This is a genomic window from Streptomyces sp. NPDC048718 (assembly GCF_043198875.1).
Lineage (GTDB): Bacteria > Actinomycetota > Actinomycetes > Streptomycetales > Streptomycetaceae > Streptomyces.
In genome coordinates, this window is record NZ_JBICVG010000011.1 from 74,031 (window position 1) to 91,878 (window position 17,848).

Below are 17,848 nucleotides of genomic sequence, written 5' to 3' on the forward strand. Positions count from 1 at the left end.
CGGCGTCCACGCGGCCCGCCCGGCGCGGCGATTCACCCTTCTCCGGCAGGAACCCGGCCCTCCGCACCCTCGTTCTGCACGGCGGGTACGTCTCTAGGAGGTCATGCGGTGGATACGCACGCCGGCGTCGTCCGGCCACTGCCACAGCTGCTCGGTGAGCATGCCCGGCGTCTCGGCGACAAGGTCTGCTTCGAGGACCGGCTCCGCCGGGTGACCTACCGGGAGCTGGAGGGGCGGACCGGGCGGCTGGCCGGTCATCTGGCGGACCTCGGCGTGGCGCGTGGCGACCGCGTGGCCGTGCTGCTCGGCAACCGGGTCGAGGCGGTCGAGAGTCTGCTCGCCGTCACCCGGGCGAGCGGCGTGGGCGTGCCTCTGGACCCGGGAAGCTCCGAGGAGGAACTGGCCCGGCTGCTGGACGACTGCGGGGCGCGGGCGCTCGTCACCGACGGCGCCTGTCTGGCGCGTCGGCCGTCGCTGGTGCGGCGCGGCGGGCTGACCGTGGTGGCGGCCGAGGGCGGCGCCGAGGAGGAAACCGGGGGCGGATCCGGGGACGAGCCCGGGGGTGGGGCTTCCGGCGTCTCGCGCCCGGAGCCGCACCCGGGCCGGCGCCCTCAAGGTGTCCTGCGGTACGAGGAGTTGGCGGGCACACCGCCCCGGACACCGGCCCGGGACGATCTCGGCCTGGACGAAGTGGCCTGGCTGCTCTACACGTCGGGATCCTCCGGCACCCCCAAGGGCGTGCTGTCCACCCAGCGCAACCGCCTCGCACCGGTCGCCGCGGGCCTCGTCGGCGTCCTGGGCCTGTCCGAACGGGACCGGGTGCTCTGGCCGTTGCCCCTCCATCACGCGATGAGCCAGGTGGTGTGCTTCCTCGGGGTGATCTCGGTGGGGGCGAGCGCATGGCTCCTTCCCCGGTTCACGGTGGCGGGCGTCCTCGATGAACTGCGGTGCGAGGATGCTTCGTTCACCCTGCTCGGCGGAGTGCCGACCACGTTCGCGGCACTGCTCGAAGTGGTCCGGGAGGAGGACGAGGAGCACGGCGCGGGCGGCCGTGGCGGCGGTCTCGGCTCTGCCACGCTGCGCGGATGCGTCAGCGGCGGCGCGGCGGCCGGGCCCGGCTTCCGGGAGTCCTTCGAGGCGATCTGCCGTGTCCCCTATCTGGAGCACTACGGCAGCACGGAGGCGGGCCCGGTCACCATGCCGGCCCCGGGCCGCGCGGCGAGGGCGGCGGCGGACGAGGCGGACGGCGGGTGCGGCCGGGTGATTCCCGGCACCCGGGTCCGGGTCGGCGGGGGACCCGACGGCCGGGACACCGGCGAGGGCGAGTTGTGGGTCAACGGGCCCGGAATCATGGCGGGTTACCACGGCCGGCCCAAGGCCACGGCGGAGGTGCTGCGCGAGGGCTGGTTCCGTACCGGCGACCTGGCCAGGATCGGGGCCGCCGGCGCCCTCACCCTCACCGGCCGGGTGAGCGAGCTGATCATCCGAGGCGGGGTGAACGTCCATCCCGCCGAGATCGAGGCCGTGCTGCGCCGGATTCCCGGGGTGGCGGACGCCGCCGTGGCGGGCCGCCCGCATCCCGCCTTCGGCGAGGTGCCGGTCGCCTATCTGGTTCCCGGGCCCGGTGGCGTCCTGCCGGACCGGGGGCGGATCCTCGCCGCCTGCCGTGCGGAGCTGTCCGCCGCCAAGGTGCCGGTCGAGCTGTTCGAGGTGAACGAGCTGCCCCGTACCGCCTCCGGGAAGATCGTCCGGCGGGAGCTCCCCGGCCTGCCCGCCCGGCCGCTCGACGCACGGGCCGCGGGACCGCTCGACGCCCGGGCCGCCGGGTCGGCGACGGCGGACCTCCTGGCCCTGGTACGGGGCGAGGTCGCCGCCGTACTGGGCCGCGCGCCCGAGTCGGTGGAACCGACCGTCGCGCTGCGGGACTTGGGCATGGACTCGCTGACCGCGACGGTGCTGCGCGAGCGGCTTTCGGCGGCCACCGGTCTGCCCCTCTCCGAGGCCGTGGCCTTCGACTTCCCCACGGCCGCCGCGCTCACCGCCCATCTCGCTTCCCGCCTCGCCGAGCGGAGCGCCACCGGACCGGCTCCCGACGGGCCCGCCGCCGCCCGGAGCACGGTGCGGCCGGGCGACGACCCCGTGGTGATCGTGGGAATGGCCTGCCGCTACCCCGGGGACGTGGCCTCCCCCGAGGAGCTGTGGCAGCTGGTGGCCGGTGGCCGGGACGCCATCGGCCCCTTTCCCACCGACCGGGGCTGGGACACCGAGGCACTGTACGACCCGGATCCCACCCGGCCGGGCCGGACATACGTACGCGAGGGGGGCTTCCTGACCGGCGCGGACCGCTTCGACCCCGGCTTCTTCGGCATCTCGCCCCGCGAAGCCCTGGCGATGGACCCGCAGCACCGGCTGCTGCTCGAAGTGGCCTGGGAGGCCTTCGAGCACGCCGGTCTCGTCCCCGGCGCCCTGCGCGGCTCGGCGACCGGGGTGTACGTCGGGCTGATGTACAGCGACTACGCCCGCCGGCTGGCGACGACGCCCGAGCGGGCCGAGGGGTACCTCGGCCTCGGCAACGCCGGAAGCGTCGCCTCCGGCCGGATCGCCTACACCCTCGGCCTCGAAGGCCCGGCCCTCACCGTGGACACGGCCTGCTCCTCCTCCCTGGTCGCCCTGCATCTGGCGGCCCAGGCGCTGCGCCGGGGCGAGTGCGCGTACGCGCTGGCCGGCGGCGCCACGGTGATGTCGGGGCCCTCGTCGTTCGTGGAGTTCAGCCGCCAGGGGGCGCTGGCCCCGGACGGCCGCTGCAAGGCGTTCGGCGCGGGCGCCGACGGCACGGGGTGGGCCGAGGGCGCCGGGATGCTGCTGCTGAGCCGGCGGTCCGAGGCGCTCCGCGCGGGACTTCCGGTGCTGGCCGTGGTGCGCGGCTCGGCGGTGAACCAGGACGGGGCGAGCAACGGGCTGACCGCACCGCACGGTCCGGCGCAGCAGCGGGTGATCCGGCAGGCCCTCGCGGACGCGGGGCTGACGCCCGGGGACATCGACGCGGTGGAGGCCCATGGCACCGGCACCCGGCTGGGAGATGTCATCGAGGCGGAGGCGTTCTTCGCGACGTACGGGCGGCAGACGGGGCAACTCCCCCTGCGGCTGGGGTCGGTGAAGTCGAACATCGGCCACACGCAGGCCGCCGCCGGGGTGGCCGGGGTGATCAAGATGGTGCAGGCGATGCGACACGGCACCCTGCCGCGCACGCTGCACGCCGCCGAGCCGACCCCCCGGGTCGACTGGTCGTCGGCGCCCCTCCGGCTGCTGACCGAGGCGGTGGAGTGGCCCGCCTCGGACCGGCCACGCCGGGCGGGAGTGTCCTCGTTCGGTATCAGCGGCACCAACGCCCATGTGGTGCTGGAAGAGGCGCCGCGAGGAAAGGACGGCAAGGCGGCGGAAGAGCGGGGGCCGCGCGGCGGACCGGACACCGCGGTGGCCTGCCCGGTGTCGGCCAGGAGCGCGCCGGCGCTGCGGGAGCAGGCGCGACGGCTGTACGACCGGGTGGCGGCCGATGCCGGCGCGACGCCGGCGGACCTCGGGTACGCGCTCGCCACCACCCGCACGGCCTTCGAGCACCGGGCCGTGGTGGTGGCCCGCGACCGGGCCGGGCTGCTCGGCTGCCTGCGGGCCGTGGCGGAGGGCGGCACCGCCCCCGGGGTACACACGGGCACCTCACGCCGGCACGGTCCGGTCGCCGTACTGTTCACCGGCCAGGGCAGCCAACGCCTGGGCATGGGCCGCGAGTTGCACGCGGCGCGTGATCTTCATCCGGCCTTCGCCGAGGCGTGGGACGCGTGCTGTGCCCTGCTCGATCCACTGCTTCCCGTGCCGCTGCGGGATGTCGTCTTCGCCGAGCCCGGTACGCAGGAGGCGGCGCTGCTGGACTCCACCCGGTACGCGCAGCCGGCACTCTTCACCCTGGAGACAGCCCTGTTCCGGCAGTTCGAGGCGTGGGGGGTACGCCCCGGACTGGTGGCCGGCCACTCGGTGGGCGAGGTGACGGCGGCGCACGTCGCCGGGGTGCTGTCCCTCGCGGACGCGTGCGCGCTGATCGCGGCCCGGGGCCGGCTGATGGACACCCTGCCCGAGGGGGGCGCGATGGTCGCGGTGGCCGCGGGCGCGGACGAGGTGGCGGCCCACCTCGCCACAGCCAGGTATGGGCCAGGGGCCGGGACCGGGGCCGGGTCCTTGGTGGAGATCGCCGCGATCAACGGGCCCACAGCGGTGACTCTCTCCGGCGACGAGGCCGCGGTGCGGGAGGTCACCGCGTTCTTCCGGGAGCGGGGACGCGCGGTGACACCGCTCCGGGTAAGCCACGCCTTCCACTCCGCCCGGATGGAGCCGATGCTCGCGGACTTCGCGGACGTGCTGCGTCATCTGGCCTTCGCCGCGCCCCGGTTGCCGCTGGTGACGGCGCTGGAGGGCGGCCGGGCGGCCACCGAGGAGGAGCTGCGCCGCCCCGAGTTCTGGGTGGACCATGTCCGCCGTCCGGTGCGGTTTGCCGATTCGATCGCGCGGCTGGCCGAACAAGGTGCCACGCATTACGTCGAGTTGGGGCCCGATGGGGCGCTCACCGGTCCGGTGCGCGACTGTCTCGCCGCGTTCGGCGCGTCCGGCGTGTCCGGCGTGTCCCCGGTGCCGCTCGTCCTGCCGACCTTGCGCCGGTCTCGTCCGGAGCCGGAGGCCCTGCTCGACACGCTGGCCGCGCTGCACGCCCACGGGACACCCGTCGACTGGCGGGCCGTGTTCGCCGGACGCGGCGGGCGGCGCGTCCCCCTGCCCACGTACGCCTTCCAGCGCCGCCGGTACTGGCTGGACCCCGACCCGGTGCCCGCCCCGGCCCCCGGTCCGGAGCCGTCGGCCGGGGCCGCCGGGACCGGCCGTCCGCCGCATCCGTTCCTCCGGTCGGCCACCCGCACCGCCGACGACGACGGGCTGCTGCTGAGCGGGGTGCTCGCGGTGCGCGACCAACCGTGGCTCGCCGACCACGAGGTGGCCGGGGAGATCCTGCTGCCAGGCGCGGCCTTCGTCGACATGGCTCTGCACGCCGGTGCCTCGGTGGGCGCGGCCGCCCTGGACGAACTGGTTCTGACCGCACCGCTGGTCCTGCCCGTGGACGGGGCCGTCGCCGTGCAGGTGAAGGTGACCGGGCCGGACGGCACGGGCCGGCGGACCGTGCTCTTCCATTCTCGACCGGACGCCTCGGCGGCCGACGGGCCCTGGGTCCGCAACGCCACCGGAACCCTGTCACCGGCGCAACCGGCCGCCGTGGCCGAGAAGACGGCAGACGGCGGATCCTGGCCGCCCGAGGGGGCGGTCGCGCTGTTCGCCGATGGGGAGGGGGCCGGAGCGGGACCGTACGAGCGGCTGGCCGAAGGCGGCCTGCGGTACGGACCCGCTTTCCAGGGGCTGCGGGCCGTCTGGCGGCACGGGGCGGAGTTGTACGCCGAGGCCGCCCTGCCCGAGGAAGCGGTCCAAGATCCGCTCTCCGGGGCGGAGGGATCGCGGTTCGTCCTGCATCCGGCTTTGCTCGACGCGGCGTTGCACGCCCTGGCCCTGGACCACGTGACCGGCTCTGCTCCCGAAGCGACGGGGCCGGAGGCCGACGGGGTGGCCCTGCCGTTCGCGTTCAGCGGGGTACGCGTCCACGCACGCGGCGTCCGGCACGTCCGCGTACGGGTGTCTCCCGGGCCCGACGGGCAGGCCGCAGTGGAGCTGACCGACGCGGCGGGAGCACCGGTGGCCACGATCCGCTCGCTGGCGCTCCGGCCCCTGCCGCGTGACGGCTCGACGGGGGCGGGCGCCGCCGCCCCCGCCGTACTCCATCGGTACGAGTGGAACCCTCGCCCGACGGCATTGCCCACGTCACCCGCGGAGACGCCGCGCTGGGGGGTGCTGCGCACGGCGGACAGCGGGCCGATGAACACGCTCGCGCCACCGGGATCGGGTGTTCCGGTGTACAGCGACCTGTCGGAGTGCGATGGATCGGCGGTCTTCGTGGTGGCGGTGTGCCCGCCGTCCGGTGCCTCCGACGGCGACGAGCCCGGCGACCGGGCCGCCGAGCTGCTTCGGGTGACCGAGTGGGCGCTGAGGCTCACGCAAGAGTGGCTGAAACGAACGGAGTTGGCGGGCTCCCGGCTCGTCCTCGTCACCTCCGGCGCTGCGCACACGGGCCGGGCCGACGAGGCAGAGGCATCGATGTCCTCGCACGCGCCGACGTGGGGGCTGCTCCGCTCGGCCTTGCGGGAGAACCCGGACCGCTTCGCGCTGATCGATGTGGACGGGGCTCCGGCATCCTGGCGTGCGCTGCCCTCGCTCGCGGCAGCCTCGGTGCCGGAGGCAGTGCTACGCCAAGGCACGGTGTACGTACCGCAGTTGACACCGCTGCCCATCACGCCGGAAGTCCGTACCCGCCGAACGCTCGACCCGGACGGCACCGTTCTGGTCACCGGCGGCACCGGTTCCCTGGGCGCGCTGGTGGCGCGGCATCTGGTCGTCGCCCACGGGGTCCGGCATCTGCTGCTCGCCGGGCGGCGAGGGGCCGATGCCCCGGGGGCGCGGGAGCTTGCCGCGGAACTTCGGGCGGCGGGAGCCCGGGTGACCGTGCGCGCCTGCGACGTCGCGGACCGGACCGCGCTCGCCGCGCTGCTCCGCGCGGTGCCGGCGGCCCACCCGCTGACCGGGGTCGTCCACACCGCGGGGGTCCTGGACGACGGTGTCGTCCAGGCGCTCACCGGCGAGCGGCTGAGCCGGGTGCTGCGCCCCAAGGCGGACGCCGCTCTCGCGCTGCACGAACTGACCCGCGATATGCCCGAGTTGCGACTCTTCGCTTTGTTCTCCTCGATCGCGGGCACCTTCGGCTCCGCCGGTCAGGCCAACTACGCCGCCGCCAACTGCGCGTTGGACGCCCTCGCCCACCACCGGCGGCGGCTGGGACTGCCGGGTACGTCGATCGTCTGGGGGCCTTGGCGCCAGGACGACGGCATGATGGCGCATCTGGGCGATACGGATCTGCGCCGGATGGCCCGCTCCGGGTTCGCCCCGCTCGGACCGGAGGAGGGCCTGGCCCTCTTCGACGCTGCGATGGCCGGCGACGAACCCGTAGTGGTGGCGGCCCGGCTCGTCCCGTCCACGCCCCGGCCCGCCGCCCCTTCGGGAAACGGCGGAGGCGACGAACGCGAGGGCGGCGGGAGTCCTCGCCGGGCGCTCACGGCGGCGTCCCCCGGTGAGCGGCCCGGGGTGCTGCTCGCGACGGTCCAGGCCCTGGCGGCCCGCGCCCTGGGCCACGGGGAGGAGGCGGACGAGATCGATGCGGACACCCTGCTCGCGGACCTGGGGCTCGACTCCCTGGCGGCGGTCGAACTGCGCAACGCGCTCGCCGCGGCCACGGGGCTGCCCCTGCCGTCCACCCTTCTGTTCGACTTCCCGACCCCGCGCGCCCTCGCCACGGAGCTGGATCAGCGGTACGCCGCCACCGCCGAGGACGGCGGGGACGGGCCGGGGGCGGACAAACCGGAAGCAGCCCGCCGGGAGCCGGCTCCCCCGGCGGGTCAGGCGGGTCCGGCCGTGGGCGCCCCATCACGAGTCCCCGACGCCACGTCCGACTCCCTCGGCACGCTCTTCCGTACCGCGTGCGCCCAGGGACGGAGCTGGGACGGCATGGCGCTCCTCACCATGGCGGCGCGCCTGCGCCCGGTCTTCGACGGCTCCGGGGCGGCGGAAGCGGCACGCGCGCCCGTCCCCCTCGCGACGGGCGGCGCGGGCACTCGACTGCTCTGCTGCCCCGCGCTCAGCGCGCTCTCCGGACCGCAGGAGTACGCGCGCCTCGGCGCCGGGCTGCGGGGCCTGCGGCCGGCAGCCGCGCTGCGGCACCCGGGATTCGAGCCCGGAGAGACCCTGCCCGCCACCCTGGACGCGCTCGTCACCGCGCACGCCGCCGCGGTCCGCAAGGCCTCGTCCGACGGCCCCCCGGTCCTGCTGGGCAGGTCGGCGGGCGGCTGGGTGGCCCATGCCGTGGCGGAGCGGCTGGCGGCGGAGGGGTTCGCTCCGGCGGCCGTCGTCCTGGTGGACACCTATCCCCCGGGTCACGACGACCGGGACCGGGCGCTCTCCGCGATGACGACGGACATGCTGCGCCGGGCGGCGGAGTTCGCCTCCGCCGAACCGGACCGGCTCACCGCCATGGCCGGCTACTTCGAGCTCTTCGACGACTGGCGGCCCGCGCCGCTCGCCTGCCCCACCCTGTACGTACGTGCCCGGGACCCGCTGCCCGACACCGTACCCGCCCCGGAGTGGAGCCTCCCCCACACCGCGCTCACCGCGCCCGGGGACCACTTCACCCTGCTGGAGGAGCATGCCCGTACCACCGCGCTCGCCGTCCACCGGTGGCTCGGTGAGCGGGATACGGCACTTGGGACGGCCAAGCCGTGAACCCCCGCCTTCGGGTGCGCGCGTCAGCCCGCTCCGTCATCCGCGCTTCTTGCCCGGCCCCCTCCCCGACCCGGCGCGGCTCGCCCCGCCTCGCCGGATCAAGGGACGGATCAGGCGCGGGAGGGCCCCGGTGAGCGGGTTTCCACCCGCGACGATCAGAAGCCGAGCGGGATCCACCACCCTCTCGATCCGGGGGCGGTACGGCTTGAGGCGACGGCCGGGGTGTCCCGGCCGTCCGTCCTCGCGAGCCGATGGAGAAGGGGCGTCAGCGGCGGGCGGGCGCCTGCGGGTTCACCCCGCCCCGGCCCGCTCCTCGCGTGAGAGTTCCGGGAGGGCGTGCAGCCGCACGGACGCGGAGCCGAGGGCGTTGTGCCGGTCGGCCCAGGCGTGCAGAGCGGCGCGGCACGCGTGGTCGAGGTGGTGGACGCCGGAGAGGTCCAGGACGATCCGGCGGTCGCCGGGCAGGCTCTCCAGGCTGTCGAGCACCTGGGGCAGGCGCAGGAAGTTCACCGTCCCGACGACGCGGACCCGTATCCCGTCGTGGCCGTCGTCGTGGTGTTCCACCCGCAGATGGGACGCCTCCCAGGCGGCCTTCGCCACCGACAGGACGAGCCCGATCAGCACGCCTTCGAACATGCCGGCCGCGACGATCGCCACCGCCGTCGCGACGAGCACGAACGCCTCGCCGCGATGGGTGCGCCAGAGCGCCGCGAGCCCCCGGAACGGGATCAGCTTCCAGCCCGCGTGGACAAGGATCCCGGCGAGGGCCGCGAGCGGGATGTACGCGAGGACGGCGGGCAGCGCGGCCGCGAAGAGCAGCAGCCACACCCCGTGCAGCACCCGGGACGCCTTGGTCCGGGCGCCGGCCTCGACGTTGGCCGAGCTGCGCACGATGACCGCCGTCAGCGGCAGGGCGCCGAGCAGTCCGCACACGGTGTTGCCCACTCCTTGGGCGACGAGTTCCTTGTCGTACTCCGTACGCGGCCCGGTGTGCAGCCGGTCGACGGCCGCCGCGCTGAACAGCGACTCCGCGGAGGCGATCAGCGCGAAGGCCAGCACCGTGCCGAGCAGTGCCGGGTCGGCGAGGCCCGTGAAGGCGTCGGCGCCGGGCAGCCGTACGGCGTCCACCACCCCGCCCACCCGCACCGTGGCGACCGGCAGACCGGCCGCCGCGGTCACCCCGGCGGCCAGCAGGACCGCCACCAGCGCCCCCGGCACCGCCCGCACCCGGCGCGGCAGCCTTCGCCACAGCACGACCACGGCGACGGTTCCGGCGGCGACGGCGAGGGAGGTCAGGGGCACGGTGTCCGCCGGCGCGCCGGCCAGGGCGCCGGGCAGTTCCACCAGTTTGGCGAGCCCCGAGTGGGGCGCGGTCAGTCCGGCCGCCGCGTAGAGCTGGCCCGCGATGATCACGAGGCCGATCCCGGCGAGCATCCCCTCGACGACGGAGAGGGAGATCGCCCGGAACCAGCGCCCCCAGCGCAGCAGGCCCATGCCGATCTGCAGGAGCCCGGCCAGCAGCACGATCGCACCGAGGACGGGCAGTCCGAAGGTCCGGACGGCCTCCGCGACCAGCACGGTGAGACCGGCGGCCGGGCCGGAGACCTGAAGACTGCTGCCGCGCATCATGCCGGTGACGAGGCCGCCCACGATGCCGGTGATCAGACCGAGTTCGGCGGGCACGCCGGAGGCGACGGCCACCCCGACGCAGAGCGGGAGGGCGACGAGGAAGACGACGAGCGAGGCGGCGAAGTCCTGCCGTATGTCCTGGCGGGAGAAAGGAGATCGGGAAAAGGACATGGGTGTCCCCCCAGAGGGTCTCGACGGAAGCGGGGCCGTGGGCCCGCTTCCGGACGTCGGAGCGGTGCGGAAGGGAGCGAACGCGTGCACGGCGGCACGTCCGGCCGGCGCGATGGAGCGTGTACGCCTCGGACGCCTGGCCGGCGACGTGACCTCGCCCGCCGCGTGCGCGGAGGGTTCGTCGCGGTGCCGGGTCCGGGCGTCGTGGATCGCCGCGCGGGACGGCCGGCGGCGGCCGGCGGCCGGTGGGGTGGGAGGTGCTGGAGCGGCGGCCCTGGTCAGGGTGTGGGGCTGCCGTACGCAAGGCCGGGCGGACCCGGGACGCACCTCGTGGGGCGGTCGGGTCGCGCGTCCTCGACAGGCCGGGGCGCGCTTCGGGTCACGTCGTCGGGACCCGGAGTCGGCGTGGCACGGGGTGGGCGGGAAGCGGATCCGGCGGCGAGGCGCCCCGTCCGCACACGAGCGGGCGCCTTCGGCGACGGACCGAGAGGGATCCTCGGCGAGCCGATGCGGAGGGAAGGTCGGTCGATCGGTCGGTCGGCTTGGTGAGCGCATGCGCCCCCGGAGAGGCACTGTCCTCACCCTTCCCAAACGAGAGGTCAAGGGAAGGTCATCGCAAAGTAAACAGCATCGCGTGCCCTCGCTTGCCGCGATTCATCAGGAGGGGTGGTTTACGACCGGATACGGCCGCAGGATGACGCGATCACCACCGAAAACAGCGCGCGGCGTCTGTCTGCGCGCCGCACGGTGCAACCCTCACGCGCCGACGCGCGCCTGAACGCGCCCCCCCCTGGCCTTGAGCTGTCCCTGCCCAGTTCCCTGAATTCCGCGGGCTCCCCAGGAGCGTGACGCACCCGGCCCGGGAGGACGGGCGCACCCGGCATCGACACGGGCGGCCCGGCCCTCCCGGGCCGTGGCGGTCATCTCTACGCGGTCACCTATAAGCGGTCATCCGTGCGCGATCGTCCCCGCGCCGGCACCGGGACGGTGTGCGCCGAAGGCGGCGGCCATCTCCCAGAGGGTGTCGGCGACCGCGCGGGCGCCGGGGGCGCCGGGCTCGATGAGCGTGTAGTGGCCGATGCCAGGCAGCGTGACGGTCCTCATGTCCTGATGCACGGCCGCGTAGTCGGCGAACTGGGTGAGCGGGACCTCCTCGTCCACGGCGCCGTGCAGCAGCACCGTCGGTACGCCCGTGGTGCCCGCCCCGCGCAGCAGGGTGAGGGGGTCGACCTCGGCCATCCGCTGCTCGAACTCCTCGATGCCACCCAGAAGTTGTACGGCGGCACCGTCACTGAGGTCGTCGCGGCGGGTCGCTTCGAGGTCCGTGATCGGGGCGAGCGCCAGCACACCCGTCGGGAGGGTGCGGGTGTGCCAGACAGAGTCCTCGGGCAGCAGGCCGCGGGCCGCGCACCACAGCGCCAGATGGCCGCCGGAGCAGTGCCCGGCGAGCAGGTAGGGCCGCCCTTCGGGCAGGGTGTCCACGATCCGCGCGATGTCGTCGAAGGTCTCCGGGTAGCCGCCGGCCCCGCCGGAGCGGCGGAATCCGGGCAGCAGCACGTCGAAGCCCTGCTGGGCGAGGTAGGCCGCGAAGGGGGTGAGGTGCATGCGGTCATAGCGCCAGTAGCCGCCGTGCAGCAGGATCACCAGCGGGGCACCGGGGGTGTCGACGGGCCCTGCAAACTCGGCAAACTCGGCAAACTCGGCAGACTCGGCGGACTCGGCGGACTCGGCGGGCCAGAGGTCGTAGGAGTGGTTCGGGTGGTCGCCGTAGCGGCCGCGCTTCGGCGCGAGGGCCGGCTTCAGGCTCAGGACCCGCCTCTCCTCCTCCGCCGCGAAGTCGGAGATCTCCCTAGAGGCCACCGCGCACCTCCCACAGCTCCGGGAACACCGCCTTCGTGGCCCGCTGTTCGAGCCAGACGAGGCCGGGAGAACCGGCGCTGCCCGCCTTGGCGCCCATGGCCCGGCGGACCACCATGATGTGGTCGTAGCGCCAGCGCAGGACCAGTTCGGCCAGGTCGGTGAGCTGTTCGCCGAGGGCCAGCAGCGGATCGCGCTGGGGACCGGCGTAGATCCGCCGCCACACGTCCACGACGCCCGGGTCGGCCGTGTAGGGCGCCGTCATGTCCCGGTCCCGTACGTGCTCCGGCACGGGCAGGCCCCTGCGGTACAGGTAGCCGAGCACCTCGTCGTACAGGGACGGCCGGTGGTATGCCTCGACGAGCGTCTCGTGCACGGCGGGGTCGCCCTGGTGCAGGCGGAGCAGCGACTCGGACTTGTCGCCGAGGAGGAACTCCAAGTGCCGGTACATCGCGGACTGGTATCCCGAGGCCGCGCCGAACGCGGCCCGGAAGCCGTTGAACTGAGCGGGCGTGAGAGAAGCCAGCGGGGTCCAGGTGGAGTTGAGAGAGGTCAGGGCACGGCGGCTGCGGACGAGGGCGTCGCCGGCGGAGTCGATGTCGTCCTTGGCGAAGGCCGAGGCCGCGGCGCGCCACTCGTGGACGATCAGGGTGAGCCACAGCTCCATCACCTGGGTGCTGACGAGGAATCCCATCTCGTCGGGCGCGTCGGTGAGGGGCCGCTGAAGGTTGTTGAGGACGGAGGCGCGTACGTAGGCGTCGTACGGGCCGGCGCCGCCGCAGGGCCCGGCCGGCAGATCGGCCGGGGCCTGCTGGAGCGGTGTGGACGTGCCGTTGTCCATGGTGAGGATCTCCTGGGATGACGGGCGGTGCGACAGGGTGGGGCGGGCACGGGACTCACGGGCCGAGGTGGACGCCACCGGAGGTGTCGATCCACTGGCCGGTCACCCAGCGGGCCTCGTCGCTCGCCACGAAGGACACGACGTCGGCGATGTCCGCGGGAGCGCCCAGCCGGCCGAACACCGAGGCCGACGAGTAGCGTTCGCGGATTTCCGGGATCGCGAGGGTGGGGTTGATCTCCGTCTCGGTGTAGCCGGGGGCGACGCTGTTGACGGTGATGCCGCGCGGGCCCAGCTCCTGGGCGAGGGTCAGGGTGAGGTAGTCCAAGGCCGCCTTGGTCATGGCGTAGGAGACGATCCCCGGGAAGGCGACGCGGGTGGCGACCGAGGAGATGTTCACGATCCGGCCGCCGTCGCGCAGCCGGTCCAAGCCGCGCTGGACGATGAAGAACGGCGCCTTCGTGTTGATGGCGAACACCCGGTCGTAGTCGGCCTCGGTGACCTCCGCGATCCGGCGGGGGACGGTGATGCCGGCGTTGTTGACGAGGATGTCCAGGCCGGGTTCGGTGCCCCGCTCGGCGAGGGCCCGGTCGAAGGCGGCCCAGAGGGCGTCGGCATCGCCGGTCACGCCCAGTTCGGCGTGGACCGGGAAAGCCTGGCCGCCCTCGGACTCGACCTCCTTGACGGTGCGTTCGGCCGCTTCCGCGTCGTGTCCGTAGTGGACGGCCACCAGAGCACCCTCGCGGGCCAGCCGACGGCTGATGGCCCGTCCGATACCGCGGCTTCCGCCGGTGACCAGGGCGGTCCTGCCCGTGTGGCGCAGGGGGGTGGTCATCACGTTCTCCTTGTTTCCGGGGTGGGGATGGGTGCCGGGCGGGTGACTGCCGGGCGGGTGGGCGCGGGGTGGGTACCGGGCGCGGCGGACGCCGTCAGGCGTCGAAGTCGACGGTGACCTCGGCGCCGAGCGGAGTGGCGCGGCAGACGAGCGTGTAGCCGTCGGCCAGTTGTCCGGCGTCCAGGGCGTACTGGGGGCCGGTCGCCACCTCGCCGTCGAGGACCTTGGCGCGGCAGCTGCCGCAGATCCCCTCGCGGCAGGCGTAGGGCACGTCGGGGTGGTCGCGCAGCAGCGTGTCGAGCAGGGCCGGGTCCTCGGGCCGGGCGGTGACGACCCGGCGCCGGCCGTCGTACAGGGCGGTGATCCGGGTGCCGTCGGCGGCGGGTGGCGCCTCGGGCGCGGGCCGGACCGCCGGGGTGTCGCTCCCGTCCCGGCCCAGGGTGAACAGTTCGGAGCGGACCAGCTCCGGGTCGGCCCCCGCGCCCGTCAGGACCGTGCGGGCGAGGTCGGTCAGGCCGGCCGGTCCGCACAGGGCGAAGGTGGTGTCCGGGCCGGGCCGGGCGTCCAGGGCGGCGAGCAGCCGCGGCAGGCCGGTGGCGTCGATCCGGCCGCCCAGGGGCGGGCGGTCCTCCCGGGTGAGGACGTGCAGCACGGCGATCCGGTCGGCGAACTCGTCCTTGAGTACGGCGAGTTCGTCGGCGAGCAGGGCGTCCTCGGCCGTGGGCACGGAGTGGACGAGGGAGACCCGGCAGACCGGGTCCGTCCGCAGCGCGTGCGTGGCCATGGCGAAGAGCGGGGCGATGCCGGAGCCGCCCGCGATCAGGACATGGTGGGCACCGGGCCGCTCGGGAAGCCGGAAGGCGCCGGTGGGCGGGGCCAGTTCGAGGTGGTCGCCGGGCGCCAGGCCGGTCAGGGCGTACGCGCCGAAGCCGTCCGGGGAGCCCTGCTTGATCACCAGCCGCAGCGTGCCGGGGTCTTCGAGCGGGGGACACACGGAGTAGCTGCGGCGCAGTTCCTCGCCGCCGCGGCGGTGCCGGACGACGACGTGGTCGCCGGGCTCGTGCGCGAAGGTCTCGCGGAGGGTGTCCGGGATGCCGAGGGTGACGGCGACGGCTTCCTTGGCGAGGCGCCGGACGGCGGTGACCGGGAGCCGGTGCCAGCCGGTGCGCCGGCGGACGGTGGTCGAGATGGCGGAGTTCACGCGGGTCCTCACAGCGCGGTCAGATGGGGGAACAGCTCGTCGCAGCCGGTGCAGCGCAGCATCGACTGACAGCGGGAGGGGCCGAACGCGCTGTGCGGCCGGGTGGCCCGGGACCCACAGTGCGGGCAGGGGACCTCGCCGAGCTGGACGAGCACCGGTCCGTCCCCGCGTGCGGGCGTCGGCGGGGCGATGCCGTGGGCGGCGAGCGCGGCCCGGCCGGCGGCTGTGATGCGGTCTGTGGACCACGCCGGTGACAGCACCTGCCGGACTCGGCCGTCGGGGTGGCCGCAGTCCGCGAGGACGTCCTGGATCGCGGCCGCCATGGCGGCGAGGGCCGGGCAGCCCACGTACGTGGGCATGAGCTCCACCTCGATACGCCCGTCGCCGCCGGGGGCGACGGAGCCGATCACGCCGAGGTCGCCGAGGGTGAGGAAGGGCAGTTCGGGGTCCGGTACGGCCGCCACCCGCGTCCGTACCTCCGCCACCGCCAGGGCCGTCGCGCCGCTCACCAGGATCCTCCGGGGAACTGCCGGTGCACCGACTGGAGTTCGGCCACCAGGGACGCGAACTCCTCGGTGTGCAGGCCCGTTCGGCCGCCTCGGCCCTGCCATCGCGGGGCCGGGACGTCGAGTCCGGCCCGGGCGATCACCCGGGCGGTGCTCTCCTCCCATCGCGGACGCAGCAGCGCGGGCGAGGGGGCCGCACCGGCGGCGGCCAGACGGCGCGTCACGTCGTCCTCGTCGAAGAGTTCCGCCGTGTACGGCCACACCGCCTCCAGCCCCTGCCGCATCCGGCGGGTGCTCTCGGGGGTTCCGAGACCGAGCCGTTCGGTCCAGGTGTCGGCGTGCAGCCGGTGGAACGCGACCTCCTTCGCGGCCCGCTGCCCGAACGCGGCCAGCTCGGGATCCGAGGAGCCGCCCAGGGCCTCGTAGTACGCGACGGCGTAGTGGGTGTAGGCGAGTTGGCGGGCGATGGTGGTCGCGAAATCGCCGTTGGGCAGCTCGGTGAGCAGGGTGTTGGTGAACTCCCGGCCGGTACGGGTGTACGCGAGGGCGTCCTCGTCGCGACCGGTGCCGTCGAGGCGTCCGGCGTGGGTGAGCAGCAGCCGGGCCTGGCCGATGAGGTCCAGGGCGATGTTGGACAGCGCCAGGTCCTCCTCGATGGTGGGGGCCCGGGTGATCCACTGGCACAGCCGCTGTCCGAGGACGAGGGCGTCGTCGCCGAGGCGCAGCAGATGGACGGCGAGATCGGGGTCGAGGCCGAGGTCGGGGTCGAGCCGGACGTCCGCCGGCTCACTCGTCATGGTCACCTTCGGGGCCCTTCTCGGTGGTGAGCGGCGCGAAGTGCTCCGCGTACCGGTACGGCTTGTGGCGGGCGTTGGCGAAGTACGGGTCGCGGTCCTCCGGGGACGCGGTGTGCACGCCGTCGGAGCGGACCACCCACAGCGACAGCGGCTCGTCGCGGCGGGTGAACAGATCGCGGGCGCGCAGCAGCGCGGTGTCCGGGTCGTAGGCGCGTACCGAGCCCACGTGCTGGTGGGCCAGGCCGCGCCGGGGGCGCAGGAAGACCTCCCAGGACGCCGGGGCGCCCTGTGGCTGCGGGCCGCTCATGCGTGTACCTCCGTGCGGTCGTTCTCCTGGGTGCCGGTCTCGCCGGCGCCCTCGGTCCGGGCGGTGCCCCGGGTGGTGGTGTCCCGGTCGGCGGCGGTGTCCTCGGTGCGGGCGGCGTACGCGGCGGCGGCCTCCCGTACCCAGGCGCCGTCCTCGTGCGCGGTGCGCCGGTGGGCGACCCGCTGCCGGGCCCAGTGGGTGTTCTCGCCGAGCGCTCGCTGGTAGCCGTCCCGATCGACCGGGGTGAAGTCGTAGTGGCCGCGCTCCTCGTTCCAGCGGATCGCGGGGTCCGGCAGGGTCAGGCCGAGGCGTTCGGCCTGCGGGGCGCAAGCGTCGACGAAGCGCTGGCGCAGTTCGTCGTTGGTGTGCCGCTTGATACCCCAGGCCATGGCCCGGCGTGAGATCGCGGCGCCGACCTCCGCGGCCCGCCCGCCGGCGCCGCCCGCCTCGGTGTCGGGCGGCCCGAACATCAGCACGACGGCCGGTACCCACCAGCGGTTCACCGCGTCCTGGGCCATCTCCCGCTGCTCCGGCGTCCCCTCGCACAGGGCGCGCATCAGGTCGAAGCCCTGCCGTACGTGGAAGGCCTCCTCCTGGCAGACGCGCCGCATGGCCCGCGCGTAGGGCCCGTACGAGATACGGCACATCGGGGCCTGGTTGACGACGGCGGCGCCGTCGGTCAGCCAGGCGATGGTGCCGGTGTCCGCCCAGGTCAGCGCGGGGTGGTTGAACGTGGCCGCGAAGCGCTGGCGGCCCGTGTGCAGCGCGTCCAGCAGGTCCTCGCGGTCCACGCCCAGGGTCTCGGCGGCGGAGTACAGATACAGGCCGTGGCCGGCCTCGTCCTGGACCTTCGCGATCAGCAGGGACTTGCGGTACAGGGAGGGTGCCCGGGTGAGCCAGGCGCCCTCCGGCTGCATGCCGATGATCTCGGAGTGGGCGTGCTGGGCGAGCTGCCGGAGGATCAGGCGGCGGTAGCCGTCGGGCATCCAGTCGCCCGGTTCGACGGCCTCGCCGGCGCCGACCCAGGCCTCGAACCGCTCCAGCGGATCGGCCTCGGTCCCGGTCTCGGTTCCGGTTCCGGCCACCGTTCCCGTCGCTGCCCTGATCCCGGTCGCGATGCCGGTCGTAGGGCCGGGGGACTCTGTCGCGCTCACGCCGCGCCTCCCCGGCCGGTCCCCGCCGGCCCCGGAACGTACGCGTCCTTCGGCCGGACCCCTCGCCTGGACACTGGCATC

Annotated in this window: 10 protein-coding genes; 1 reads left to right on the top strand and 9 read right to left on the bottom strand. The window is 74.7% G+C overall.

Translation table 11 applies throughout. The annotated features are described in order from the left end of the window. The first annotated feature begins 108 nt into the window (after window positions 1-108). A complete protein-coding gene (locus ACGFRB_RS21560) occupies window positions 109-8,472 on the top strand; it encodes a type I polyketide synthase (protein ID WP_393245020.1) in 8,364 nt (2,787 codons plus the stop codon). Between the two features lie 291 nt (window positions 8,473-8,763). On the opposite strand, the gene ACGFRB_RS21565 is transcribed toward ACGFRB_RS21560, so the two are convergent. From ACGFRB_RS21565 to paaA, 9 genes are all read right to left on the bottom strand, one after another. Next, window positions 8,764-10,272, bottom strand: coding sequence for a SulP family inorganic anion transporter (locus ACGFRB_RS21565; RefSeq protein ID WP_393245022.1), 1,509 nt, complete (start codon window positions 10,270-10,272; stop codon window positions 8,764-8,766). A 948-nt stretch (window positions 10,273-11,220) separates the two neighbouring features. Beyond that, complete coding sequence (locus tag ACGFRB_RS21570) at window positions 11,221-12,132, bottom strand: alpha/beta hydrolase family protein (protein WP_393245023.1); 912 nt, start codon at window positions 12,130-12,132, stop codon at window positions 11,221-11,223. After that, window positions 12,122-12,970: a tryptophan 2,3-dioxygenase gene (locus tag ACGFRB_RS21575; RefSeq protein ID WP_393245286.1), complete on the bottom strand. Its 849-nt coding sequence runs from the start codon at window positions 12,968-12,970 to the stop codon at window positions 12,122-12,124. The genes ACGFRB_RS21570 and ACGFRB_RS21575 overlap by 11 nt, the downstream gene beginning before the upstream one ends. A gap of 55 nt (window positions 12,971-13,025) precedes the next feature. Then, window positions 13,026-13,802: an SDR family oxidoreductase gene (locus ACGFRB_RS21580; protein WP_393245025.1), complete on the bottom strand. Its 777-nt coding sequence runs from the start codon at window positions 13,800-13,802 to the stop codon at window positions 13,026-13,028. Between the two features lie 94 nt (window positions 13,803-13,896). Beyond that, window positions 13,897-15,003 (bottom strand): 2Fe-2S iron-sulfur cluster-binding protein, encoded by a 1,107-nt coding sequence (locus ACGFRB_RS21585; protein WP_393245027.1) that lies wholly within the window; start codon window positions 15,001-15,003, stop codon window positions 13,897-13,899. Between the two features lie 8 nt (window positions 15,004-15,011). Beyond that, entirely contained in the window at window positions 15,012-15,512 is a 501-nt protein-coding gene (gene paaD, locus ACGFRB_RS21590; RefSeq protein ID WP_393245029.1) for a 1,2-phenylacetyl-CoA epoxidase subunit PaaD, read from the bottom strand. Next, window positions 15,509-16,306 (bottom strand): 1,2-phenylacetyl-CoA epoxidase subunit PaaC, encoded by a 798-nt coding sequence (gene paaC, locus ACGFRB_RS21595; protein WP_393245031.1) that lies wholly within the window; start codon window positions 16,304-16,306, stop codon window positions 15,509-15,511. Before paaC ends, paaD begins: the two co-directional genes overlap by 4 nt. Continuing rightward, the gene (locus tag ACGFRB_RS21600) at window positions 16,296-16,613 is read right to left on the bottom strand and encodes a 1,2-phenylacetyl-CoA epoxidase subunit B (RefSeq protein WP_363006130.1); all 318 of its coding nucleotides are present in this window, start codon (window positions 16,611-16,613) and stop codon (window positions 16,296-16,298) included. Before ACGFRB_RS21600 ends, paaC begins: the two co-directional genes overlap by 11 nt. Further along, window positions 16,610-17,698, bottom strand: coding sequence for a 1,2-phenylacetyl-CoA epoxidase subunit PaaA (gene paaA / locus ACGFRB_RS21605; protein WP_393245288.1), 1,089 nt, complete (start codon window positions 17,696-17,698; stop codon window positions 16,610-16,612). Before paaA ends, ACGFRB_RS21600 begins: the two co-directional genes overlap by 4 nt. Window positions 17,699-17,848: the final 150 nt, after the last annotated feature.

Excerpts from the sequence above, each read along its gene's own strand:
- ACGFRB_RS21565 (WP_393245022.1), bottom strand. The coding sequence starts at position 10,272 with ATGTCCTTTTCCCGATCTCCTTTCTCCCGCCAGGACATACGGCAGGAC.
- ACGFRB_RS21575 (WP_393245286.1), bottom strand. The coding sequence starts at position 12,970 with ATGGACAACGGCACGTCCACACCGCTCCAGCAGGCCCCGGCCGATCTG.
- ACGFRB_RS21580 (WP_393245025.1), bottom strand. The coding sequence starts at position 13,802 with ATGACCACCCCCCTGCGCCACACGGGCAGGACCGCCCTGGTCACCGGC.
- paaC (WP_393245031.1), bottom strand. The coding sequence starts at position 16,306 with ATGACGAGTGAGCCGGCGGACGTCCGGCTCGACCCCGACCTCGGCCTC.
- ACGFRB_RS21600 (WP_363006130.1), bottom strand. The coding sequence starts at position 16,613 with ATGAGCGGCCCGCAGCCACAGGGCGCCCCGGCGTCCTGGGAGGTCTTC.